The sequence below is a fragment of the Sinorhizobium sp. RAC02 genome (assembly GCF_001713395.1).
Lineage (GTDB): Bacteria > Pseudomonadota > Alphaproteobacteria > Rhizobiales > Rhizobiaceae > Shinella.
This window is the reverse complement of sequence record NZ_CP016450.1, coordinates 1,012,467-1,033,006: the sequence shown is the minus strand read 5'-3', so window position 1 is coordinate 1,033,006 and position 20,540 is coordinate 1,012,467. Positions and strand designations below refer to the sequence as shown.

The following is a 20,540-nucleotide window of genomic DNA, read 5'->3' as shown; positions in this document are numbered from 1 at the left end:
GCGTGGCTCGCTCTCAATCTCTTCATGGGGCGGAAGGGAACCATTCGCAGCCTCGCTCGTTCTGCCAGCGCCACTATTAGTTCAGCCTCCTGCCCCGCCTCAGTGCGGGGCCTTTGTTTTCAGGTAGAAAATGCCCCACCGCATCAACATTATTGGCCTATGCCTGTTGTCGATGTTCATAGTGATCCTCGGCTCTATTTTGATTATGCCTCTCTTCGGCGATGGGAATACCGCCCCGACAGAAATCAACATCGACGCTGTCGCCGCAACCGGCGAGCAGTGAGGCATCCATGGATCAGGGAGTTTGGGAGAAGACGGTCACATTCGAGATGATGACGTGGGGCGGGAACTTTGCAAAACCACGCGCATTATCTGCGCGATTGTTCTTCAGCGATGTCTCATGGAAGAGAGGATATGCGCGCAGACGACGAACTTAAAGCCGCCATGGCCGACGTACTATCTTCACTACAGGCAGCACCGGACAATCCGGTCAGCCTTCTTGTCGTAGGAAGTGCCCTGATGGAACAGGGGTTTACTCAAGATCAAATCATAAATCGGCTCTATCGCATGGAAGCCGCACATGAGATTAAGTTGTTGGAGGGGAACAGACTTCGTCTGATAAAGCCCCTGATAAACCTAAATGGTTGAGGGCATCGTACTGCCTGTTCTTGCCATCCTTTACCCCCGCGCGTCCCGTGATAAAATCGCCGTAGCCCGCCGGGAGTCGCGCGTGTCACTGGATCCGCATGCCTTGCCCCGCTCCGGCGGGGCTTTTGTTTGGGAGCGTGAAGAGAAGGCACAGCCCGCCGAGGAGCGGCAGGCCTTTATCAGGGCCGCGAAAGAGGCGGGTGTGTTTATCCGACCGTAGAGACTGGGACGCTGTTTCAGGCGGGGAGCTTCCGGGAGATAGAGTAGGGTGTCTATTTCATGGAAGGCGACTTGGCACCACAAGCGGCCATTGGCGCTGATTTCCGCGACTAATGTTTGCCCTTCACAACTCGGCATTATGTGCTAGGTCAACCTCTCGTAGAGGGAGCTGCAGTTAAATGGGCGCGAGTTATTACGTTGCAATACACGAAGCCGATTGGCCGGCTGCGGCAGCTGTGAATGAATGTCTGGCTGGCCTGGACTACCCAGTCCGCCTTCAAACAACGCTAATCAGCACCAACGCTCCGCTTCGCGACACGGACGGCAGCCTAGTCGCCGAATACAAAGGAAAGCTGATCCAGCTCGAAGCGTCGATCATACGGTTTACCGCCACCGAATCTTTTGCTTACGGATTGAAAGTTGAGAACGACCAGACTGTCACTCCTACGGGAATAAATGACCTCGCGCCTCTCGATTTGAATACTGAACTCAGAAAACTAGGCCCGGACGTGCCGAGCTTTAAATATGGCGATTATGTAATGACATTGACGTTCAGATCGTCGGTCGATGAGTGGAAGGCAGGTTTTCTTCTGATGGCGGGGCTTATTCGTTGCTCAAATGGATTTGGATTTGAGTTCGGTGAACTCACCTACGGTGGAATTTCTTTCGCCAATAGACTCGTCCGTGAAGCGGCGGAAATGGAGTAAACCTGCTTGCAGCGATGCTCGGCTCTTGAAGTCCGCGTAGGCTTTTTCGTGGGCCTACGCCCCGATAGCGCGCATGGCACTAATATCGCCTATGTGATATTGACGGGTCCAGTTGCCTTGAAGAGTTTCCAATGAGCGAGAACGAAGACCTTATTATCTATCCAGTGCCGAGCCTTATTGCCATCCTACTCAACCGTGAGCGAGCTAAAGGAAGCCTGCTTACAGAGGAAGAGGTCATCGAAATTCGCGACACCTGCAAAGCAGTCGCGGTTCCTCCAGATGTTGCCCGCAAGATGGATGCGAAACGTGGGTATCTCGACGTCGACCCTGAGAAGTGCTGGGACGAATGGCAATTGGCAAGAGAAGATTTTATAGAGGGCTAAGCGCTCGCTCTATGCCACCCTTTGGCTGCCGCCGACGACGGTCACCCCCTCCCCGATCAGCACCATCCCTGTCCGCTTCAGCGCCTCGCTAAAGGTTACCCCGAGCGCCATCGCCGCGAGGCCTGCGATAGAAGATGTTTATGTCGCTTTGCAGATTTTCAATATATCCCGAAAGAAACTCATTCCGAGAGAACTTATGAAGCTCCGTGCTCACGACATCGATATCAATGTTCCCATGAATTCTCACAATATGTCCTAAGCCGATAATTGCGCATCTTTTCAATACATCGCTTTTGTGCGCGAGAGCTTTCAAACATATTCTCTGCGATCCTCTCCAATCGTCAAAATATAACGCTGCACTCAAAACCGCATCACACGTCGTATCAACATCATCCCCTCCGAGTGCGGTTTCTATTTCCCGCGCACTCATCCTCGGAATTTCCTCATATACCAAATCCTCGGTCAATTCAGTAAGCCCTCCCGGTTCCGACTATCAGCTTAGTCGGCCTCATTTTTGGCCTATCAAGCGCTCGCACCTTTTGTCGACGAGGCCGGAACGAGCCAGAGAATTTTCCCTTGATGTGCGAGGCTTTCCTATGTCGAAACGACCGCGCCGGTTGACTCGACCATTTGATGCTTTCGCGATTTCATAATATCAACAACTCGCGTTGACGGCTCGGCTAACTTGGAGTGAGATGACAGTGCCGTATGATGATCTTGGCGCTCTTGATGACTGGCTTCTCAAGCAAGGGATTGAGCAGGCCGAGCGCGGCATTTCGGTCGAAAACGTGCTCATTCCGGCGACGGTCGCGCGTTTCGGGCAGGCTTATGTCTACCTCTACGCTACGGCTATTTTCGACGGGGAAGTCGCCAATGGCGGCCTCCCACAGTTCTTCGAAAACGCATCCGGCGCTTTGGCTCCCTGTGTTCGTGACGCGTTGCAGGAAATGGAACTACGCGCCTATGCGGTCAGCTTGACGCAACTGATTGCCGCCTTCGGGCCGGATTATCCTCGCAATCAGTGGGTTCGGGTCGAAAAGATAGGATCGGACACTTCCCTTCAGGAAATGCTGGATCGCGGTTATCATGCCATTGATGTGTGGAGTCGAGAGTTCATCCTTGCACGCGCTAATTACGCGAGAAAAAATCGCATATTGAAATGAGAAACCGCGTGCAGAAATGGGTCCTTAAGCGCATTGCGAAGCGAGCGAACTGTCCGGCAACAGCAGAACAAGTCCAGAGGAAGCGCGTCGATCTGGAGATACCGGAAAAGGAAATCGCCCAATCACTTGGCACCCCTTCCACTCAACATGCCTGCTAAGCAGTTGTTCCAAAGCTTGCCGCATTCCTTATACAGCCCGTCATGGGGAGAAAGGTTCGATCACGCGCCACTCGAAATCGTTTGGTCATATCTGCTCATTCCGACGCTAAATCAAAGCTTTAACCGGATAAGATAGAGTTATGAGTTGGAAGTTCAATCAGGCACCGAACGTGGCCTGCATCACGTGCCCGTCGGTGATCGATGGTCATCCGGTCCTCATCGCGACGCACTACGAAGACGATGACTCCTGGGCGTTCATGGACGATAAGCCAGCCGACATTACTTCAGCATTTGTGGTAGCCATGTCCGAAGTAATCGCGCTTCATCCTGACCTCGATGAAGTTGCGAGCCTTCCTCCGGGCTGGTCGGCAACACGCGCCGCCGTTGGCCAACCGTGGATGAAGCAGCAAGACGACTGGGAACAGGGCCTTTTGAAGGAGCATAGAGGAAACTAACGTGATTGCGATTGGGGTAGAAACGGGTGGGCCTGAACATAAGGGATCGGCTATTAGGGAGGCGCTGGTCATGGCAATGGGGGTTGCTATGAGAGTTCGAGACAAAAATTACAACGATGGCTCAGAGACTTGGATCAACCCGATCTTCATTGTTCCGGGCTCGCTATTGAACCCAGACTTCGAGGGCTACAAACTGGGCCACTTTTCCAAGAAGGAAAAGGGGTTGGTCATCCAAATCGCTGTCCCGCAAACGGTCGCCAATGGGGAGAATATCAACTCGTTCATAGGAAATTCGCTGCGTGAAGCAGTCCGACTAGCGGCGACCCGTTTCCAATCGAAGAAGCTCAGCTTTTCCTCGCTGAAGGCAGAAAAAATCATCCTCTCCATCGAAGCCCAGTTGTCGTAAATTAGGCTGACCACGGCGCGGCAGGCCTTTATCGATGCGGCTGATGAGGCAGGCGTGTTTATCCGCTAGCCTCACCTTCCCGGTGGTGATCCCACTTCAGGCCGGCGAAATTCCGGTGATGGAGCGAATCTGGCAATGCAGATCTTGGAGGGTGCTGAATGAACAAGAAATCCGACGAGATTGTACAGGCCATAGCCGCCATCCATGCCTCCCACACAAACGCGTTGGTCGTTCTGGTCAAAACCCTTCAGGAGGCTGGCGTGCTCGATCCGACCCACTATGCCGCCAATATCCGGTTGACCATCGAGGCCAATAACTCTCGCATCGGGCCTGACGTTCAGAGGCTACTCGTCGACCTCGCAGAACTGATGGAGATGCAAGACGAGACCGGCACTGCGTGAGCTCGCGTGCGGTGACCGCCGACGAGCATCCGGAGACGGAATAATGCGACGCACGGGGAACAAGCGGCGGCGATCACTGTTATTGACGCGCGGTCGCTCCGTATGTTGGTTTCCACGCAGAACTGAGCCGGTTAGGCGCATAATTTCCATTGAGAATTGAGCCATGTGAACCTTCCCCCAACGCGGTGAGCGACGGGGGCAACGGAGTGATCCACATGGGACTTTTAAACATCATCCGTCGGATGAAGCTGCGCGAGAAGCAGTCGATCCGCGAGATCAGTCGGCATACCGGTTTGTCGCGTAACACGATCGCGAAGTATTTGAACGCTGGTACGATCGAGCCGACGTTCACGGTACCGGAGCGGCCGAGCAAGCTTGATCCTTTTGCCGACAAACTGGCGGCCTGGCTGAAGACTGAGGCCGGGAGGTCGCGCAAGCAGCGCCGAACGCTGAAGCAGCTTCATGCCGATCTGGTGGCTCTCGGGTTTACCGGCTCCTATGGTCGGGTCGCCGCCTTTGCCCGTGAGTGGCGGGTTGAGCAGCAGACGACTGGCCGCGGCATATTCGTTCCGCTGTCTTTCCGTGCAGGCGAAGCTTTCCAATTCGATTGGAGTGAAGATTATGCCGTGATCGGCGGCGAGCGCACCAAGCTTCAGGTCGCACACATCAAGCTATCGCACAGTCGGGCGTTTCTGGTCAGAGCCTACCTGCTGCAGACGCACGAGATGCTGTTCGATGCCCACTGGCACGGGTTCCGGGTGTTCGGCGGCGTACCTGGTCGCGGCATTTACGACAACATGAAGACGGCGGTCGACCGCGTCGGTCGCGGCAAGGAGCGGCAGGTCAACATCCGTTTCCTCGCGATGACCAACCACTACGTGTTTGCGCCCGAGTTCTGTAATCCCGCCGCGGGGTGGGAAAAGGGTCAGGTCGAGAAGAACGTCCAGGATGCCCGACCACGGCTATGGCAACAGATGCCGGACTTCCCGGATTTGGCCACGTTGAACCTCTGGCTGGAACAGCATTGCCAGGACCTGTGGCGAGAGACGGCGCATGGCACCTTGTCCGGCACGATCGCGGATGTTTGGGCTGATGAGCGGGCAGCATTGATGGCGTTGCCGACTGCATTTGACGGTTTCGTCGAGCAGAGCAAACGCGTCTCGCCGACATGCTTGATCACCTTCGAGCGTAATCGTTACAGCGTGCCAGCATCATTTGCGAACCGGCCCGTCAGCCTGCGGATTTATCCCGAGCGACTGGTCATTGCGGCCGAGGGCAATATTCTCTGCGAACATCCGCGGATCATAGAACGCAGCCACGATAAACCGCCGAGGACGATTTACGACTGGCGGCATTACCTTGCCGTCATCCAGCGCAAGCCAGGAGCCCTGCGCAATGGCGCACCCTTCCTGGAATTGCCGCTGGCCTTCAGACAGTTGCAAGATCAGATGCTTCGCCGCCCCGGCGGTGATCGTGAGATGGCCGATATCCTCGCTCTGGTGCTTCATCACGACGAACAGGTCGTCCTCAAGGCGGTGGAACTGGCCTTGGATGCGGGGGTGGCGACCAAGACGCATGTGCTGAACCTGCTGCATCGGCTGATCGACGGCAAGACAATCGATGGTCCCGACATCGATACGCCACAGGCGCTGACCTTGCTGCGTGAACCCAAGGCCAATGTCGAACGCTATGATGGCCTACGCGCCCGGATCGCAGGAGGTCGCCATGCGTCATGACCCCGCAAGTGCTGCCGTCGTCATCATGCTGCGTAGCCTGAAGATGTATGGCATGGCCCAGGCCGTCACGGACCTTATCGAGCAAGGGGCTCCAGCCTTTGATACGGCCGTGCCGATCTTGTCCCAGTTGCTGAAGGCTGAGATGGCCGAGCGCGAGGTCCGCTCCATCGCCTATCATATGAAGGCCGCTCGCTTTCCTGCGTACAAAGACATCTCCGGCTTCGACTTCGCCGCCAGCGAGATCAACGAGGCTACCGTGCGCCAACTGCACCGATGCGAGTTTATGGATGGGGCGCAGAACGTTGTCCTTATCGGTGGCCCTGGCACTGGAAAAACGCATGTCGCGACCGCTCTTGGAATCCAAGCCATCGAGCATCATCGCCGAAAGGTCCGCTTCTTCTCGACCATCGAACTGGTCAATGCTCTCGAGCAGGAGAAGGCCAAGGGCAAGGCAGGCCAGATCGCCGAGACGCTGGTCCGCCTCGATCTGCTCATCCTGGACGAGCTGGGATACTTGCCGTTCAGCGCCTCAGGCGGAGCACTGCTGTTCCACCTGCTGAGCAAGCTCTACGAGCGGACCAGCGTGGTGATCACCACCAACCTCAGCTTTAGCGAATGGGCAACCGTCTTCGGCGACGCCAAGATGACGACCGCTCTCCTCGACCGTCTCACCCACCGTTGTCATATCCTGGAAACTGGAAATGACAGCTTCCGCTTCAAAGCCAGCTCGGCCGCCGCAGCCCAGAAGAAAGGAGAAAAGCCAACCCCTTGACCAAGTCCTGATCAGAAAACCATACTCAGAGGTGGCTCACTTCTCGGTGGAAAAACCGGGGATGCGGACGAAAACTTGGACCACCAGGAGGTCGTTCATGTATTCCTACGCAGACAGAATTCGAGCGGTTGAACTGTATATAAAGCTTGGCAAGCGCGTTAAGGCGACCATTCGTCAGCTAGGTTATCCCACCAAGAATGCATTGAAGGCTTGGTGCCGAGAGTACGAGCAGCATCGTGACTTGCGTGCACGTTGTGCGGCTAAAACTCCAAAGTATTCTGAGGCTCAGAAGCAGGCGGCTGTTGAGCATTACCTTTGTCACGATCGCTGTATCGCTTCGACGATGAGGGACTTGGGTTATCCCGGTCGCGGAACCTTGACCGCATGGATCCGGGAAGCATTTCCGGAAGCCAGAACGTCGATAGTCGGTCGCTCTTGGCGGCCGGCATATCCTGAGGCGTTGAAACAGGCCGGTGTCATCGGGCTTTGCAGTGGAGAGGAAAGTGCTCAAGATGTAGCGGACCGGCTGGGCGTATGCAGACCGACCTTGTACAACTGGAAGAACCAGCTACTCGGTCATGAGGCTCCCTCATCTATGAAACGCCGCAATACGTCTCCGCCGGCGCCAGACCGCGAGGAACTCGAGCGACAGCTTGAAGCCCTCCAACGCGATGTCCGCCAATTGCAGCTCGAACATGATCTCTTGAAGAAGGCCAATGAACTCTTAAAAAAAGGCCTGGGCGTCGATCTGCCACTCCTGAGCAACCGGGAGAAGACGAGGCTGGTTGACGCCCTCAAGGATCTCTATCGACTACCAGAGCTGCTTGCCCAGTTGAGGCTGCCACGAAGCTCATACTTCTACCATCGCGCCCGTGCGAGCTTGGCGGACAAGTATGTCGCCATCCGTCGTAGCATCATCGAAATCTTCGAAACCAACCATCGCTGCTACGGCTATAGAAGACTGCAGGCGTCGTTGGCGCGAGAGCGTGTGATGATCTCGGAAAAGGTTGTGCAGCGGCTGATGAAACAGGAAAGCTTGATCGTCCCCAGGCCAAAGCGCCGCCGCTTCGGTTCTTATCTGGGAGAGATTAGTCCGGCGCCTGAGAACCTGATCAATCGTGACTTCCAGGCCGAGGCGCCGAACCAAAAGTGGCTGACGGACATCACCGAGTTCCAGATCCCAGCGGGTAAGGTGTACCTCTCGCCGATCATCGACTGCTTCGACGGCATGGTCATAAGCTGGTCCATTGGAACGCAGCCGGATGCGGGGCTGGTCAATACCATGCTGGAAGCCGCGATCGAAACCGTGGCCGATGTTGATGCACGGCCTATCGTTCATTCTGATCGCGGAGCCCACTATCGCTGGCCGGGGTGGCTCACCAGGATAGGCAATGCAAAGTTGGTCCGCTCAATGTCCCGCAAGGGCTGTTCGCAAGACAACGCGGCCTGCGAAGGCTTCTTCGGTCGGCTGAAAACAGAACTCTTCTATCCTAGAGACTGGAGGGCGACCACGATCGAGCAGTTCGTCAGAGAGGTGGACGCCTACATCCATTGGTACAACGAAAAGCGCATCAAATTGTCACTTGGCGCCCTCAGTCCCATCGAATATCGAAACAGCCTTGGGCTTAACGCATAACCAGTCCAACTTTTTATCCGCATCCCCACCGGCTCAGTTCCGCGTGGAAACCAACATGCAGAACTGAAGCGCTTCCGCCTCGACCGTTGGAACCTTCCGCAACTTCTTCATAAAGCCCGCAACTTCAGCGTGAGGCATCGCGGAGTGGTGCTTCTTTGCGGTTAAAATATTGGGTTTGTGAAGCACGTGCTCCAACTGACCGCGCCAGGCGGCCGGGTTTTCGCCGCTCCGATGCCCTTCCACTTTAGCCGCATCCAGCACACGTTCGACAGCTTCCCTCAATTTTTCCGCGGTTTCTTGCCGGACGCCCCACACCGTCCTCAGTACCTCGAGTACATCGGGAACGCCGATCGCGTTAAGCGCCCTCGGTCGGAGAGCAGCAGCATGATTCTCCAGGAGGTTCCGCCACCGCGCTTCCGTTTTGGCGCCGCGCCACCGACCTGCCTTCACCGCATCGTCGACAAAACCGTCAGCATATTCGCCGAAGGTCATCACTTTGACTTCTGCCGCCTGGCGTTGAGCGATTGGGTCGACACCGTTTCGGACGAGCTTGCGGGCCTCATCCGCTTTTGCCCTGGCTTCCGCCAAGCCCACACTCAGCAAAGGACCCAGACCGAGTTGCCTGCGCTTTCCGTTGAGGCTGAAATCTAGGATCCAATATCGAGCATCGCCTTTTGTCACCAACCACAGACCGCCGCCGTCCCGGAGCTTCTTGGATTTACTGGCAGCGATCGCTTTGACCGTCAGAACATTTCGCGTATGGCTCCCCATTTTCCTTCCCCGCAATCCTCCCCACTTTTGGGGTAGTTGCTAGCTGTACCTGCTATGGTTACAATGGGCAAGAAAATCCCTAAACGATAGTATATCAAAGTGTTACAGCGAACATTAAGGTTGGAATGGTTGCTTCAGCTTTTCCGGCCCGGGGAGCCAAATTCTTCAGCTAACGCGCTGATTTTATTTTAGGAGCCGGTTCTTGATTGAACCGGCTCCTAGTTTCTTTGCCAATCTCTTCATCCACAACGCGACGTTTGGCTCCAGTGAGGATTCGAACGACAGCGCTACCTTGTCCACTGCCTCATTGTTTCCTCTCGGCTTGAAGCCACTGACTCAACGATAGCCCCTCGAGCACGCCCTCCCGCTGCCAGAGTTCGAAGGTGCGGGCCTTGATGCATCGCACACGTTCGTGTCTGCAAGCCCGCTCCCTATCTAAGTCCGAGGAAGGAAAGGACGACCAGCACGATGACGATCAGGCCGACGATGTAGATGATACGGTTCACAACTGCCTCCTTTGTTTCACAACTGCCTCCTTTGTAAGGTGAGATGCAACGCTGAGCCTCAAGGGTTGTTCCGCCCCAGAAGCCGCCCGGCCCTTTGGCGGTCGAGCGATGATCCCATGTTCACTCCGTTACTCTTGATCGACCGGCTTGCCACGCGTCGCGTCGATGTTGATTTTGGCACGGGCCTTTGGCCTTGGCCATTGATACGCAATACGGCGCAGCAATTGGCGATCCGCAATCCTGACGGAACAATACGGTCGCTTTTTCATTGCTTTCCCCGCCAGTCAGGCAATGAGGAGATTCCAATGAAAACGCTAGCTGACATTTTCCACCATACGCTTCAGGACGTCTATTTCGCAGAGAATGCGATCACCAAGGCCCTACCCAAGGTTGCCAAGGCTGCGAAGAGCGCCGAGCTCAAGAAAGCCGCCGAGGAGCACCTTGCGGAAACGAAGGAGCAGATCAAGAAGCTTGAGCAGGTCTTCAAGTCGATCGGCAAGAAGGCTTCCGGCGAAAAGTGCGACGCCATCGAAGGCCTGCTCAAGGAGGCTGACGGGCTTATGGAAGAAGCGGAAGGCACCGCACTCGATGCCGGCCTCCTGGCCGCCTGCCAGGCCGTCGAACACTACGAAATCGCCCGCTACGGGTCTCTGCGCGAATGGGCGAAGGATCTGGGGCACGATGAGGCCCACAAGCTGCTGAGCGAGATCCTCGATCAGGAGAAGGCGACGAACAACAAGCTGACCAACCTTGCCGTCACGTCGATCAACAAGACGACTGCCAAGGCCAAAGCGGCCTGAGCGATACGAGAGAAAGCGGCAGCGCCCAGACGATAAGCAGCTCCGGACGAGCGGCGGGCTCTATTCATCGAGCTCGCCGCTTCCACCTTATACCGCTACGCGACGCGCGGCCTTGTCCGCCGCTTTGCGGTCCGAGCCGTGTTCAGCAAGGATCTTGGTGGCATCGTCCACTGAGATCCGGTGCTTCTTCGCCAGTGTCTTGGCGTCATAATTCTGGGCAGACGCCGAGGCGTCTTTCGATTGTGCCATGAGGTTCTCCTAGGGATTGCGGCAAGACGTGAGCGCCACTAGGCGCGCAAAGGCCGCGTAAATCTTATGTAAGTGCTTGAGCGCCACATAACAACCATTCGTTTTCGCGCCGGCGATTCAAATCCCGCCTCCGCAACTCGTTTCGAGAAGGCGGAAAGTCATTCGCGAAGGCTGGGAATCATGTCCGGCTGTTCTTTTCCGTCCGCCATTCGGCTTCGCAAACGGCATAGCCCAAAGGAATTATTGCACTGCATCAATTCGCTGACTGATCAGCAATCGTTCGGCGGATGTTCACTCAGATTTAGAAACCGCAGATATAGCGCAACAGAGCCCTCGCCGGAGTTTGTCATCAGTTGTGGACCCTCCGCGTTCAGGAGAGAGCAATGACTTGGCCGCCCGAACTTGCCGGTTCGAATTCAACCCCGCCAACGGGTCACCACAAGGAGAAACGGACCTCGTAAGGGAAGAAGAGCGCAGGCGGCCACGAGCAGTAATACATGATGGCGCCTAACACGCTACTCGCGATAAAAAGAGCGACCCATAAAGTCTGAGCGGCCTTTTCAGCGCGCGTTCTGCCCGGCTGATCCATTATCGTCTATTCCCGAACTTTTTGCATATCTCACCAGATGCCGTGCTCTGTATATCTTCGGTGGAGGATAGGGATCAGAACATCGTCCAGGCGGCCCAGATGCAGATGTAGGCAACCACCCCGATGATGACGCAAAGCGCGATCTGCCGAGCCATGACGCAACACCTCCCCTGGTGCGAGCCAGGGGATGATGCAATGCCTGATCAATCGAGTCGATAGCGAAGGCCGTTGCAAATGATGCGCGTATCCGTCGATCCAGGCTTGGGAACGGGATATCACCTGAGATATCGAACACTCAGAATTATCAGGGGCATCGCAAACACGCAGAAGGAAACGCCCCCGAGCTGCTGATGTCCTAGCACCCCGAGCACACCGCCCAATGCAAAGAAGACAATCGTAGCAAGGTGGAGCTTCAGCCGTAGCACAATCGCCGACTTCTCGGCGCCGGCACCGACTCCCAGGAGCATGGCTAGGCCAACGCCTAGATCGGTGGCCACACCCGAGACGTGGGTCGTTCTTACGCGGCTACCGGAAATCCGGGTCGACGCTGCATTCTGTATGCCCATGGTCAAGCTCAGCAGGCCTACTACCAGCACTCCGTTCAGTGGTTGCGTGCTAAGGGCAGCGGCAAGCCCTATGAGTATCAAAAGGGTGGCTTCAACAATCAACGTCAGGGCGTAAATGTTGCTGCGCCGCTGCCGCTTGCCTACCTCGATGAGGAACGAGGCCAAGAAGGCACCAACTATGAACATTACGACAACTGTCAGAAACGCAAGCGCTGCGTCGAAGCGAAACACGGCTAGGAGCTCGGAAGCCAACGAGACGTTTCCGGTCATGTTGGCTGAGAAGTAGTGATAGGCCATATAGCCGGCGCTGTTCACGCCGCCTGCGACGAACGCTAGAATGGATGCCAACATCAGGTCTGTCGCCGGTGTTCTTTTGTCGCCTTCTTGGATGAGCATCTTGAGTGTTTACGTTGCAAGAGATTGCGCGTCGACGATGGCACATTACTGTTCATCACAAGATGCAATGCCTGATCGCGATAGTCGACAGGAATGTGCCGAAAGGCTGTCGCGACCTTTACGAACGACGCCGTGCCTCGAACGTGATTGTTTGATCGTCACGTTTCGGCGCCCGCCCATATTCATAGTTGCCAGAAACCGTGACATCATCGAAGCCGACTGCCCGTAGGGCCAGAGCGAATTCTTCGACACCCCACCATCTCAAGCTGAAGAATTCGAGCTCGCTTGCCACCAGCTGTCCTGCGGCCCAGCGGTCGTAACGCAGGTGAGAAATCGTGGTCTGGGCCACATAGTTGGTTTCAACCCGATGCGCAGTCAGCGTCACGAGGTCGCCATCGGTCGTCGACCATTGCCGAATGCTGCTTGCATCACCCAAAAAGCTGCCGATCGGATCGACGTCCACGATCAGCCGCCCATTTGGGGTGAGATGATCGAAGAACCGCTGTAGCGTTCCCACCGCCGCGGCATAGTCGGTGATCAGCTGGAATGATCCAGCTGGGATTATGACCGCCTCGAAACGCTCGTCATAAGCAAAGGTTTCAAAGGTCTGGCGGCTCAGGTTGGGTGAAAGAGACCGAGCCTCGGATTCGAGCCTGCAATAGTCCAGCATTTCCTGGGACGCATCAAAACCGACGACCTGCAGCCCGGCCTCAAGGAGTGGGATTAGGAGACGTCCATTTCCGACCGCCGGTTCAAGGATAGCGCCTGTGCATTCACTCAGGCGACTACGGTAGAACTCAACGTCACCGAAGGATTTTCCGATGTATTTGTCCAGATTGTAGACGTGGGACGCTAGCTTGCCGTAACGGTTATTCATCTTCAAAATCACTTAAAAAAACAATGCTGATAAGCAGATAAACTCTTCCACACGTTGTGCGTGAGATTATGTCGATATTCTGGCTGCGCCGGCTTGCGGCCGCAAAGTGGTCGAATCGGAAACGGTAAACGCGCTTGGATGACCTGCAACGCTCGCCCTGTTGCAAGCGAAGTACCACCTAGTCCCGGAGACCAGGAGCCGGACTTGACCATCCGGCTCCTGCTTGTCTTAATCTCCGCTCTTTCCGAGCCCGGGCGGGCCGTCCAGGCGCCCAGCCGTTGCCGCCAATGCGCGGATCGCATCCATGGCCGTCGCCAAGCCTTGCATAAGCAGAGCGGTGTCGCTCTCCTCTGCGGATTTGTCGATCTCCAGCGCTCGCTGACGCAAATCTGCACTGGTCGTATTCAGACGGGCAATAAGCTCATTATCCATGATGCTTTCCTTCAGCTTGGTTGTTTCAAGTTGAAGAACGTATGGAGCATGCTGGCGTTCCATACCCCGCATAAAGAGAACGACGACGAGACCACGAAGTGGATGATGGCTTCATGCCGGAACTCTATGAAGGACTGCTGTTTCAGCCTCCTCGCGCGAGATGTATCATCAACGCGATCCTCAAGCGGTCAGTTCCGCTTGAGGCCGGCTAACGCCAGCAGTTATTCGCCCGGCTGGCGCCGCTGGCGAAAATCAACCATCACCACATTGCAGGCTTCAGCTAACCTGTCTGCCGGCCAGGTGGGTTGCGGACTTGGCTTCGTATTGTGATCGCTGCTCTTCTCAACAGGCTGCGCGATCGTCGCTTCACTCTGCATCGTCTGCATTTTCCGATACATATGCACCACGAGCTTCTTGTAGTAAGCGACAACCTGCTGGTGTTCGCAGCGTGGAATGTAAAGCTCATCAAACCGATGGGTCATAATTCTCGTCTCCAGTCTCCATGCCGAATTCCTGGAAAATTGAAGAGTTCCCGGCGCCTGCCGGTTATGGCTAACACTTCCTATCAGGAAACGATTGGAACGCGAGGATTTCGGCGGTGAGGACAGCGCAGACTAGGATCTGTTCTCGCGGTCCGTCTTTGCCGAGAAGGACGCCTCGTCAGCCGAACCGCCAAGCCACCCCCGAATTGCACACTCGTCCATTGCGGCCGCCATCGCAGACGTGCGGGTGGGGAATGGGCCGTGAAGCGTCAGGATCTCGTCACCAAACACAATAGCCACCGTTCTGGTGACGACATCGAAAATAATCTGCGGCCGAAACGACATTGCGTGTTGTCCCTGTGGCGGCGAGAGTGGCGTTGCAGCCAAACCCTCGGTGAGGTGGAACAACTGGTTAGCAACAGCGCCCGACAATACGATGTAACCTGCGTTACATGGTTCAGGATGCCGCTATGAATTCGGGTTGACGAGATTGGTGAACCGTATGCGCTACTTGCGCTTTTGCCGGCCCTCGATGGAACTTTGTTCCCTCGGGGCGAAGGATGCGGGCGGCGAAGGCTTTTGCGCCTTAGGCCCCATGGTCACGGAGAGGTGGTGCGTCGCTGCAATATGTGGCGGCCGCGTGACTTCACTGAGCCAGGGCGCAAACTCGTCGACGCGCCCTCACCCGTTTTCGGCGGATGCCTGCTCCCGATCGTCCAAACTCTTATCTGAAATGCTGCGGCGGGCGTTTTGTGTTCATCTGCAGCTCATGGCGGCTGGCGAAGCGGCCGAAGAGGAGAAGGAGCTTGCGTTCCTCCGCTTTGTCGAGCCCGTTCTTGCGGCAGTGCTCGGCGACATCAAGAACGCTGCGGGTCTCCCTCGGGTTAAGTTGGCGGTCGTCGACGTGATGGGTCATAGCGGGCTCCTCCATTCGCACGAGGAGAGAAACACGCCGGGCAGCACTTTGTTCCCGGCGTTTCGTCTGTCAGGGCACCATGCCGGCACCCGCCTGGCCCGCGACCCGCACCGCGCCGTAATCCCGGTCATACGCCGTGCGGCGGAAGGACTGGCTGCGATCGCGCGGTCGCGCGGAAGGATCATTCGGCAGCGTTCCGATCACCCCGTCTGCATAGGTGCCGGTGGCGATATCGTCGTCGTCGGTCGGGGTGGCGTGAAAAAGACCGAAAAACATCATGGTACCTCCAGTTTCCGCTCGAACGGCCATAGGAAACCTTCGTTCCCGGCGCCGCACGCATAGACGCAAAATTAACCATGTTTGCTAACAGGCCGTTAAAGGCCGACCCTTTTGCGACCGCCTGCCGCAACTTTTTGATCCGGACTGTCATGATTCACGGCTTGGCGTCCGGAAATATTGGCGCTAGCTTTCCGTTACGTCGGGTTGGCAGAGGGGCAATCGATGACGACTGAAATGATTTCAGAAAAGGCACATTCCGACCGCGACATGCTCACGGGCGCCAACTTCGCGGAGAGGACAAAAGGACTGCCGTTTCGCGCGCAGATGGTGTTGCGCGGCCTTCTCGGTCTCGAAACCGGCCTTCTGTCCATGACAGTGCCCACGGGACAAACTTTCGTGATCGGCGGCAAGGTGCCCGGCCCGCATGCTGTCGTCAAATTGCACAGCTGGAGCCTCCTGTACCGCGCCATCAGCGAGGGCGCGATCGGCGTCGCCGAGAGCTACATGGACGGCGACTGGGAAAGCCCGGATGCCGGCGCATTCCTGGAGCTGTTCCTCGTCAACACACAGGTCGGAAAGGGTTATGCGAACGGCCCGCGCGGCTTGTTCCTGCTCGTCGAAAAGTTCCGGCACTGGCTGAATGCCAACACCAGGCGCGGCGCCCAACGCAACATTTCCGCTCACTACGATCTCGGCAATGCATTCTATTCACAGTGGCTTGATCCGACGATGACCTATTCGTCGGCACTCTATTCACGCGGCGCCAACGACCTCACCTCCGCGCAGGTCGCCAAATACCGCGCGCTCGCAGAGGCGACCGGGATCGGCCCGAATGATCATGTGCTGGAAATTGGCTGCGGCTGGGGCGGCTTTGCCGAATTTGCCGCAAGCGAGATCGGCTGCAAGGTTACCGGCCTCACGATCAGCCGCGAGCAACTGGCCTTTGCACGCGAACGCATGGCGAAAGCCAACCTCGCCGACCGCGTCGAACTGAAATTCCAGGATTATCGCGACGAAACCGGCACCTATGACCGCATCGTCTCTATCGAGATGTTCGAGGCCGTGGGCGAGAAATATTGGCCGGCCTATTTTTCAAAGCTGCACGAATGTCTGAAACCCGGCGGGCGGGCGGGCCTGCAGGTCATCACCATCCTTCAGGAGGCCTATTCCGAATACCGGGCCAACCCGGATTTCATTCAGAAATACGTCTTCCCCGGCGGCATGCTGCCGACCCGCGAGCACCTCACGTCGCTCGGCCAGCAGTTCGGGTTCTCGACGGCGTCGGACATCGGGTTCGGCCATGACTACGCCCGCACCCTTGCCGAGTGGCGCCATCGTTTCTGGGCGGCGTGGGAGCGTATCGTGCCCCTCGGATTCGACGATCGGTTTCGGAAGCTGTGGGAATTTTATTTCTACTATTGCGAGGCGGGTTTTCGGGCAAAGAACATCGATGTTCGGCAGGTGGTTTACACACGCCCCCTCGCCTGACATGTCATGGTAGAAAAAATCCCTCTGTAAGGCCCGTCTCGAGAAACACGATTTCTTGCAAAACGACGCTTACCGGCCGAAAAGACGCTTCCTACTCTAGGCAGATAAAACGAGGCCCGTCCCCATGTCCATTCTCCCGTCCGTTCTGGATGCAATCGGCAACACGCCGCTGATCCGCCTCAAGGGCGCCTCGGAGGCGACGGGCTGCGAAATCCTCGGCAAGGCGGAATTTTTGAACCCTGGCCAGTCGGTCAAGGATCGCGCGGCACTCTTTATCATCCGGGCTGCGGAACGCTCTGGCGCGCTCCGTCCCGGCGGCGTGATCGTCGAGGGCACGGCCGGGAATACAGGCATCGGCCTGGCCCTTGTCGCGCAGGCGCTCGGCTATCGCACCGTCATCATCATTCCGGAAACCCAGAGCCAGGAAAAGAAGGACGCGCTGCGCCTGCTCGGCGCCGAGCTCGTCGAAGTGCCTGCCGTTCCCTACAAGAACCCGAACAACTACGTAAAACTCTCCGGCCGTCTGGCCGAGCAACTCGCCAAGACGGAACCGAACGGCGCGATCTGGGCAAACCAGTTCGACAACGTCGCCAACCGCGATGCCCATATCGAGACCACCGCCCCGGAAATCTGGCGCGATACGGATGGCAAAGTGGACGGCTTCGTCTCCGCCGTCGGCTCCGGCGGCACGCTGGCCGGCGTTGCAGCGGGCCTGCGGGCCAAAAATCCGAACATCAAGATCGCCCTTGCCGACCCGGATGGCGCAGCGCTCTACAATTATTATGCCCATGGCGAACTGAAGTCCGCCGGAAGCTCGATCACCGAGGGCATCGGCCAGGGCCGCATCACGGCGAATCTGGAAGGTTTCACCCCGGACTATTCCTACAACATCCCGGATTCCGAGGCCGTTCAGCTGGTTTTTGACCTTATCGAGAACGAAGGCATCGCCCTCGGCGGCTCGTCGGGCATCAACATTGCCGGCGCGATCCGGCTGGCGAAGGACCTCGGCCCCGGCCACACGATCGTGACGATCCTCTGCGACTATGCTAACCGCTATCAGTCCAAACTCTTCAACGCGGACTTCCTCGATTCGAAGGGCCTGCCGGTTCCAGGCTGGCTGAAGGCGAAATCGGGGATCAAGGTCCCCTATCAGCCGGTCGAATAGGTCTCATGTCCCTTCCCACCACTGCCCTCTTTCGCGACGATTTTTATCTTTCGACAAACGAGGCGGTGGTGACGGTGGTGTACGAAGACGGCGGCATCGAGCTGGACCAGACCTGTTTCTACGCGACATCCGGCGGCCAGCCGGGCGACACGGGTTTCCTCGAGCGCGCTGACGGCAGCCGCATCGCGCTCGGCCCGGCCGTGACGGGCGCCACCAAAGAGATCGTCATTCACCGTCCGCTGGAGGGCGAGACGCCGCCGATCGTCGGCGAGACCGTCGTCGCCCATATCGACTGGGCGCGGCGCTACAAGCTGATGCGGATGCACACGGCCTGCCACCTGCTCTCCGTCGTCTGCCCCTTCCCGATCACCGGCGCCGCCGTCGGCGAGGACGACAGCCGTGTCGATTTCGACATGACGGAAACCATCGACAGGGACGAGGTGACGGCGAAGCTGATGAAGCTCGTCACGGAAAACCATCCGATCTTCGTGCAGTGGATCACCGACGAAGAGCTTGCCGCCAATCCCGGTATCGTGAAGTCGAAGAACGTACGCCCGCCGATGGGCCTCGGTCGCGTCAGCCTCGTCTGCATCGGCGAGAACTCGTCCGTCGACAGCCAGCCCTGTGGCGGCACGCATGTGTCCGAAACGCAGGAAGTCGGCACCATCCACATCGCCAAGATCGAGAAGAAGGGCAAGGAGAACCGCCGGTTCCGTATCCGCTTCGGTGCGCCCGGTTCCGAAGGCTAAAGCCATTTGTATTGCGCAGTTCGCGGCACGCCAAACCGCGGCGCACCTTTGCTGGAATTGCTTTGAGGAGAAGACCATGTCCAACGACAAGAGCAAGTTCGTCGTCTCGGCGGATTGGGTGGAAAAGCAGCTCGGCGCACCGGAGTTCCGCATCGTCGACACCTCCTGGTATCTTCCCGCGCAGAACCGTAACGGTGCGGCCGAATATGCGAGCGGCCACGTTCCGGGTGCGGTTTTCTTCGATCAGGACGTGATCGCCGATCATTCCAGCGCACTGCCGCACACCCTGCCCTCGCCGGCCTTCTTTGCCACGGAAGTCGGCAAGCTCGGCATTTCTGACACCGATACTATCGTCGTCTATGACGGCCCCGGCATTTTCACCGCGCCACGCGTCTGGTGGCTGTTCCGCACCATGGGTGCGAAGAACGTCTTCGTCATGGATGGCGGCATCGACGGTTGGAAGAAGGAGGGCCGGCCGCTGCAGACCGACCTGCCGGAACCGGCACCCGCGGTTTTCCACACCAATTTCAATCCCTATGCCGTCACCTCTTTCGAGGAAATGCGCGGCATCGTCTCGACGAAGTCCAAGCAGATCGCCGACGCCCGCGGTGCTGGCCGTTTCACCGGCGATGAAGCCGAACCCCGCGCAGGCATGCGCTCCGGCCATATGCCGGGCGCAAAGAGCATGCCCTCCGGCACCTTCTCCGTCGACGGCAAGTTCAAGGACCTAACAAGCCTGCGCCAGCATTTCGAGGATTCGGGGATAGACCTTTCCAAGCCGGTCGTGACAAGCTGCGGCTCGGGCATCACGGCTGCCATCATCACGCTGGCACTCGCGTCGCTCGGCCATGAAAACAACACGGTCTATGACGGCTCCTGGTCGCAATGGGGTGGCCGGGACGATACGCCGGTCGTGACAGGAAAAGACTGATGGCGAAGAAAGTCCAGCCGACACCGATCCAGGTGCACATCACCGCGCTTGAAATGACGAGCCCGCCGAAGCAGAGCCTGCCGGTGCCTGTCAACGTGCATACCGCCATCCTCAGCGCACCGGAAATCCCGCTCGCCTTCTACCGCTTCCTCTACCGGCAGGTCGGCAGCCGCTGGCACTGGGTCGACCGGCTGCGGATGAATGACGAGACGTTGACGAAAACGCTCAACGACAAGCGCAACAGCGTCACCGTGCTTTATGTCAACGGCGCGCCGGCCGGCTTCTTCGAACTGCTGCAGGTCGATGGGGATGTCATCGAGCTTTCGCATTTCGGCCTGCTCGAACGGGCCCTCGGCCTCGGCATCGGCAAGTGGTTCCTGCTCCAGACCCTCTATGCCGCCTGGGCGCTCGGGCCGAAGCGCGTCACGGTCACGACGAACGATCTCGACCATCCCCGCGCCCTCCAGCTCTATCAGATGTTCGGCTTCTCGCCGGTCGGCACGCGGGATGCGGAGGTCCTTCCCCTCTCCGACGCCGAATTGCTGGACCTGGCCAAGCGTGACTGCCTGCTGCCCACCGAGGGCCGTTAAACAGTCTGAATGACACCCAACCGCCGGTTCATGTTTCCTTCAGATCGTTCGTGGCAGTTTCCGCACGAAA

The 20,540-nt window shown here is 57.5% G+C and carries 25 protein-coding genes; 17 read left to right on the top strand and 8 right to left on the bottom strand.

The features are described 5' to 3' along the window. The first annotated feature begins 130 nt into the window (after positions 1-130). From BSY16_RS32275 to BSY16_RS04795, 11 genes are all read left to right on the top strand, one after another. A complete protein-coding gene (locus tag BSY16_RS32275; RefSeq protein ID WP_171902384.1) occupies positions 131-283 on the top strand; it encodes a hypothetical protein in 153 nt (50 codons plus the stop codon). Positions 284-414: 131 nt separating this feature from the next. Continuing rightward, positions 415-648, top strand: coding sequence for a hypothetical protein (locus BSY16_RS04845; protein WP_069058621.1), 234 nt, complete (start codon positions 415-417; stop codon positions 646-648). Between the two features lie 398 nt (positions 649-1,046). Further along, entirely contained in the window at positions 1,047-1,574 is a 528-nt protein-coding gene (locus BSY16_RS04835; RefSeq protein ID WP_069058619.1) for a hypothetical protein, read from the top strand. A 131-nt stretch (positions 1,575-1,705) separates the two neighbouring features. Further along, positions 1,706-1,957 carry a hypothetical protein gene (locus BSY16_RS04830; protein ID WP_069058618.1) on the top strand — a complete coding sequence of 84 codons (252 nt, stop codon included), beginning with the start codon at positions 1,706-1,708 and terminating at the stop codon, positions 1,955-1,957. A 695-nt stretch (positions 1,958-2,652) separates the two neighbouring features. Further along, positions 2,653-3,120: a DMP19 family protein gene (locus BSY16_RS04825; protein ID WP_069058617.1), complete on the top strand. Its 468-nt coding sequence runs from the start codon at positions 2,653-2,655 to the stop codon at positions 3,118-3,120. A 298-nt stretch (positions 3,121-3,418) separates the two neighbouring features. Continuing rightward, positions 3,419-3,733, top strand: a complete 315-nt coding sequence (locus tag BSY16_RS04820; RefSeq protein WP_069058616.1) for a hypothetical protein — start codon at positions 3,419-3,421, stop codon at positions 3,731-3,733. Between the two features lies 1 nt (position 3,734). Continuing rightward, positions 3,735-4,139 (top strand): hypothetical protein, encoded by a 405-nt coding sequence (locus BSY16_RS04815; RefSeq protein WP_069058615.1) that lies wholly within the window; start codon positions 3,735-3,737, stop codon positions 4,137-4,139. Between the two features lie 158 nt (positions 4,140-4,297). Further along, positions 4,298-4,540: a hypothetical protein gene (locus BSY16_RS04810; RefSeq protein ID WP_069058614.1), complete on the top strand. Its 243-nt coding sequence runs from the start codon at positions 4,298-4,300 to the stop codon at positions 4,538-4,540. A gap of 215 nt (positions 4,541-4,755) precedes the next feature. Continuing rightward, positions 4,756-6,276 (top strand): IS21 family transposase, encoded by a 1,521-nt coding sequence (istA, locus tag BSY16_RS04805; RefSeq protein WP_069058613.1) that lies wholly within the window; start codon positions 4,756-4,758, stop codon positions 6,274-6,276. Next, positions 6,266-7,048 carry an IS21-like element helper ATPase IstB gene (gene istB / locus BSY16_RS04800; RefSeq protein ID WP_069061376.1) on the top strand — a complete coding sequence of 261 codons (783 nt, stop codon included), beginning with the start codon at positions 6,266-6,268 and terminating at the stop codon, positions 7,046-7,048. The genes istA and istB overlap by 11 nt, the downstream gene beginning before the upstream one ends. A gap of 97 nt (positions 7,049-7,145) precedes the next feature. Further along, on the top strand, positions 7,146-8,684 hold the full coding sequence (locus BSY16_RS04795; RefSeq protein ID WP_069061375.1) for an IS3 family transposase: 1,539 nt from the start codon (positions 7,146-7,148) through the stop codon (positions 8,682-8,684). A 33-nt stretch (positions 8,685-8,717) separates the two neighbouring features. Here BSY16_RS04795 and BSY16_RS04790 read toward each other — a convergent pair whose 3' ends face one another. After that, complete coding sequence (locus BSY16_RS04790) at positions 8,718-9,455, bottom strand: Arm DNA-binding domain-containing protein (RefSeq protein ID WP_069058612.1); 738 nt, start codon at positions 9,453-9,455, stop codon at positions 8,718-8,720. A gap of 811 nt (positions 9,456-10,266) precedes the next feature. Between BSY16_RS04790 and BSY16_RS04785 the strand changes: the two genes are divergently transcribed. After that, the gene (locus tag BSY16_RS04785) at positions 10,267-10,761 is read left to right on the top strand and encodes a YciE/YciF ferroxidase family protein (RefSeq protein WP_069058611.1); all 495 of its coding nucleotides are present in this window, start codon (positions 10,267-10,269) and stop codon (positions 10,759-10,761) included. An 87-nt stretch (positions 10,762-10,848) separates the two neighbouring features. On the opposite strand, the gene BSY16_RS32270 is transcribed toward BSY16_RS04785, so the two are convergent. The 7 genes from BSY16_RS32270 to BSY16_RS04750 form a co-directional block, all read right to left on the bottom strand. After that, a complete protein-coding gene (locus BSY16_RS32270; protein ID WP_171902383.1) occupies positions 10,849-11,010 on the bottom strand; it encodes a hypothetical protein in 162 nt (53 codons plus the stop codon). Between the two features lie 864 nt (positions 11,011-11,874). Continuing rightward, on the bottom strand, positions 11,875-12,516 hold the full coding sequence (locus BSY16_RS04780; protein ID WP_171902382.1) for a YoaK family protein: 642 nt from the start codon (positions 12,514-12,516) through the stop codon (positions 11,875-11,877). 163 nt (positions 12,517-12,679) lie between these two features. Next, positions 12,680-13,438 carry a class I SAM-dependent methyltransferase gene (locus BSY16_RS04775; RefSeq protein WP_069061374.1) on the bottom strand — a complete coding sequence of 253 codons (759 nt, stop codon included), beginning with the start codon at positions 13,436-13,438 and terminating at the stop codon, positions 12,680-12,682. Between the two features lie 228 nt (positions 13,439-13,666). Continuing rightward, the gene (locus tag BSY16_RS04770; RefSeq protein ID WP_069058609.1) at positions 13,667-13,870 is read right to left on the bottom strand and encodes a hypothetical protein; all 204 of its coding nucleotides are present in this window, start codon (positions 13,868-13,870) and stop codon (positions 13,667-13,669) included. 221 nt (positions 13,871-14,091) lie between these two features. Then, positions 14,092-14,352, bottom strand: a complete 261-nt coding sequence (locus BSY16_RS04765) for a hypothetical protein (RefSeq protein WP_069058608.1) — start codon at positions 14,350-14,352, stop codon at positions 14,092-14,094. A 724-nt stretch (positions 14,353-15,076) separates the two neighbouring features. Further along, positions 15,077-15,268, bottom strand: coding sequence for a hypothetical protein (locus tag BSY16_RS04755; protein ID WP_069058606.1), 192 nt, complete (start codon positions 15,266-15,268; stop codon positions 15,077-15,079). Positions 15,269-15,337: 69 nt separating this feature from the next. Continuing rightward, entirely contained in the window at positions 15,338-15,547 is a 210-nt protein-coding gene (locus BSY16_RS04750; protein ID WP_069058605.1) for a hypothetical protein, read from the bottom strand. Between the two features lie 222 nt (positions 15,548-15,769). Between BSY16_RS04750 and BSY16_RS04745 the strand changes: the two genes are divergently transcribed. The 5 genes from BSY16_RS04745 (at position 15,770) to BSY16_RS04725 (ending at position 20,470) form a co-directional block, all read left to right on the top strand. Further along, on the top strand, positions 15,770-17,035 hold the full coding sequence (locus tag BSY16_RS04745) for an SAM-dependent methyltransferase (RefSeq protein ID WP_069058604.1): 1,266 nt from the start codon (positions 15,770-15,772) through the stop codon (positions 17,033-17,035). Between the two features lie 124 nt (positions 17,036-17,159). Continuing rightward, positions 17,160-18,200 (top strand): cysteine synthase A, encoded by a 1,041-nt coding sequence (locus BSY16_RS04740; protein ID WP_069058603.1) that lies wholly within the window; start codon positions 17,160-17,162, stop codon positions 18,198-18,200. Positions 18,201-18,205: 5 nt separating this feature from the next. After that, positions 18,206-18,949, top strand: a complete 744-nt coding sequence (locus BSY16_RS04735; RefSeq protein ID WP_069058602.1) for an alanyl-tRNA editing protein — start codon at positions 18,206-18,208, stop codon at positions 18,947-18,949. Between the two features lie 76 nt (positions 18,950-19,025). After that, positions 19,026-19,880 carry a 3-mercaptopyruvate sulfurtransferase gene (sseA, locus tag BSY16_RS04730; protein ID WP_069058601.1) on the top strand — a complete coding sequence of 285 codons (855 nt, stop codon included), beginning with the start codon at positions 19,026-19,028 and terminating at the stop codon, positions 19,878-19,880. Continuing rightward, positions 19,880-20,470 (top strand): GNAT family N-acetyltransferase, encoded by a 591-nt coding sequence (locus BSY16_RS04725; RefSeq protein WP_069058600.1) that lies wholly within the window; start codon positions 19,880-19,882, stop codon positions 20,468-20,470. Before sseA ends, BSY16_RS04725 begins: the two co-directional genes overlap by 1 nt. Positions 20,471-20,540 lie beyond the last annotated feature (70 nt).

What these genes read in the sequence shown, in the direction of transcription:
- BSY16_RS04820 (WP_069058616.1), top strand. Translation starts at nt 3,419, where the DNA reads ATGAGTTGGAAGTTCAATCAGGCACCGAACGTGGCCTGCATCACGTGC.
- BSY16_RS04845 (WP_069058621.1), top strand. Translation starts at nt 415, where the DNA reads ATGCGCGCAGACGACGAACTTAAAGCCGCCATGGCCGACGTACTATCT.
- BSY16_RS04785 (WP_069058611.1), top strand. Translation starts at nt 10,267, where the DNA reads ATGAAAACGCTAGCTGACATTTTCCACCATACGCTTCAGGACGTCTAT.
- BSY16_RS32275 (WP_171902384.1), top strand. Translation starts at nt 131, where the DNA reads ATGCCCCACCGCATCAACATTATTGGCCTATGCCTGTTGTCGATGTTC.
- BSY16_RS32270 (WP_171902383.1), bottom strand. Translation starts at nt 11,010, where the DNA reads ATGGCACAATCGAAAGACGCCTCGGCGTCTGCCCAGAATTATGACGCC.
- sseA (WP_069058601.1), top strand. Translation starts at nt 19,026, where the DNA reads ATGTCCAACGACAAGAGCAAGTTCGTCGTCTCGGCGGATTGGGTGGAA.
- BSY16_RS04735 (WP_069058602.1), top strand. Translation starts at nt 18,206, where the DNA reads ATGTCCCTTCCCACCACTGCCCTCTTTCGCGACGATTTTTATCTTTCG.
- BSY16_RS04765 (WP_069058608.1), bottom strand. Translation starts at nt 14,352, where the DNA reads ATGACCCATCGGTTTGATGAGCTTTACATTCCACGCTGCGAACACCAG.
- BSY16_RS04795 (WP_069061375.1), top strand. Translation starts at nt 7,146, where the DNA reads ATGTATTCCTACGCAGACAGAATTCGAGCGGTTGAACTGTATATAAAG.
- BSY16_RS04745 (WP_069058604.1), top strand. Translation starts at nt 15,770, where the DNA reads ATGACGACTGAAATGATTTCAGAAAAGGCACATTCCGACCGCGACATG.
- BSY16_RS04780 (WP_171902382.1), bottom strand. Translation starts at nt 12,516, where the DNA reads ATGTTGGCATCCATTCTAGCGTTCGTCGCAGGCGGCGTGAACAGCGCC.
- BSY16_RS04770 (WP_069058609.1), bottom strand. Translation starts at nt 13,870, where the DNA reads ATGGATAATGAGCTTATTGCCCGTCTGAATACGACCAGTGCAGATTTG.
- BSY16_RS04750 (WP_069058605.1), bottom strand. Translation starts at nt 15,547, where the DNA reads ATGATGTTTTTCGGTCTTTTTCACGCCACCCCGACCGACGACGACGAT.
- BSY16_RS04740 (WP_069058603.1), top strand. Translation starts at nt 17,160, where the DNA reads ATGTCCATTCTCCCGTCCGTTCTGGATGCAATCGGCAACACGCCGCTG.
- BSY16_RS04790 (WP_069058612.1), bottom strand. Translation starts at nt 9,455, where the DNA reads ATGGGGAGCCATACGCGAAATGTTCTGACGGTCAAAGCGATCGCTGCC.
- BSY16_RS04810 (WP_069058614.1), top strand. Translation starts at nt 4,298, where the DNA reads ATGAACAAGAAATCCGACGAGATTGTACAGGCCATAGCCGCCATCCAT.
- BSY16_RS04775 (WP_069061374.1), bottom strand. Translation starts at nt 13,438, where the DNA reads ATGAATAACCGTTACGGCAAGCTAGCGTCCCACGTCTACAATCTGGAC.
- BSY16_RS04725 (WP_069058600.1), top strand. Translation starts at nt 19,880, where the DNA reads ATGGCGAAGAAAGTCCAGCCGACACCGATCCAGGTGCACATCACCGCG.
- istB (WP_069061376.1), top strand. Translation starts at nt 6,266, where the DNA reads ATGCGTCATGACCCCGCAAGTGCTGCCGTCGTCATCATGCTGCGTAGC.
- BSY16_RS04825 (WP_069058617.1), top strand. Translation starts at nt 2,653, where the DNA reads ATGACAGTGCCGTATGATGATCTTGGCGCTCTTGATGACTGGCTTCTC.
- BSY16_RS04830 (WP_069058618.1), top strand. Translation starts at nt 1,706, where the DNA reads ATGAGCGAGAACGAAGACCTTATTATCTATCCAGTGCCGAGCCTTATT.
- istA (WP_069058613.1), top strand. Translation starts at nt 4,756, where the DNA reads ATGGGACTTTTAAACATCATCCGTCGGATGAAGCTGCGCGAGAAGCAG.
- BSY16_RS04835 (WP_069058619.1), top strand. Translation starts at nt 1,047, where the DNA reads ATGGGCGCGAGTTATTACGTTGCAATACACGAAGCCGATTGGCCGGCT.
- BSY16_RS04755 (WP_069058606.1), bottom strand. Translation starts at nt 15,268, where the DNA reads ATGACCCATCACGTCGACGACCGCCAACTTAACCCGAGGGAGACCCGC.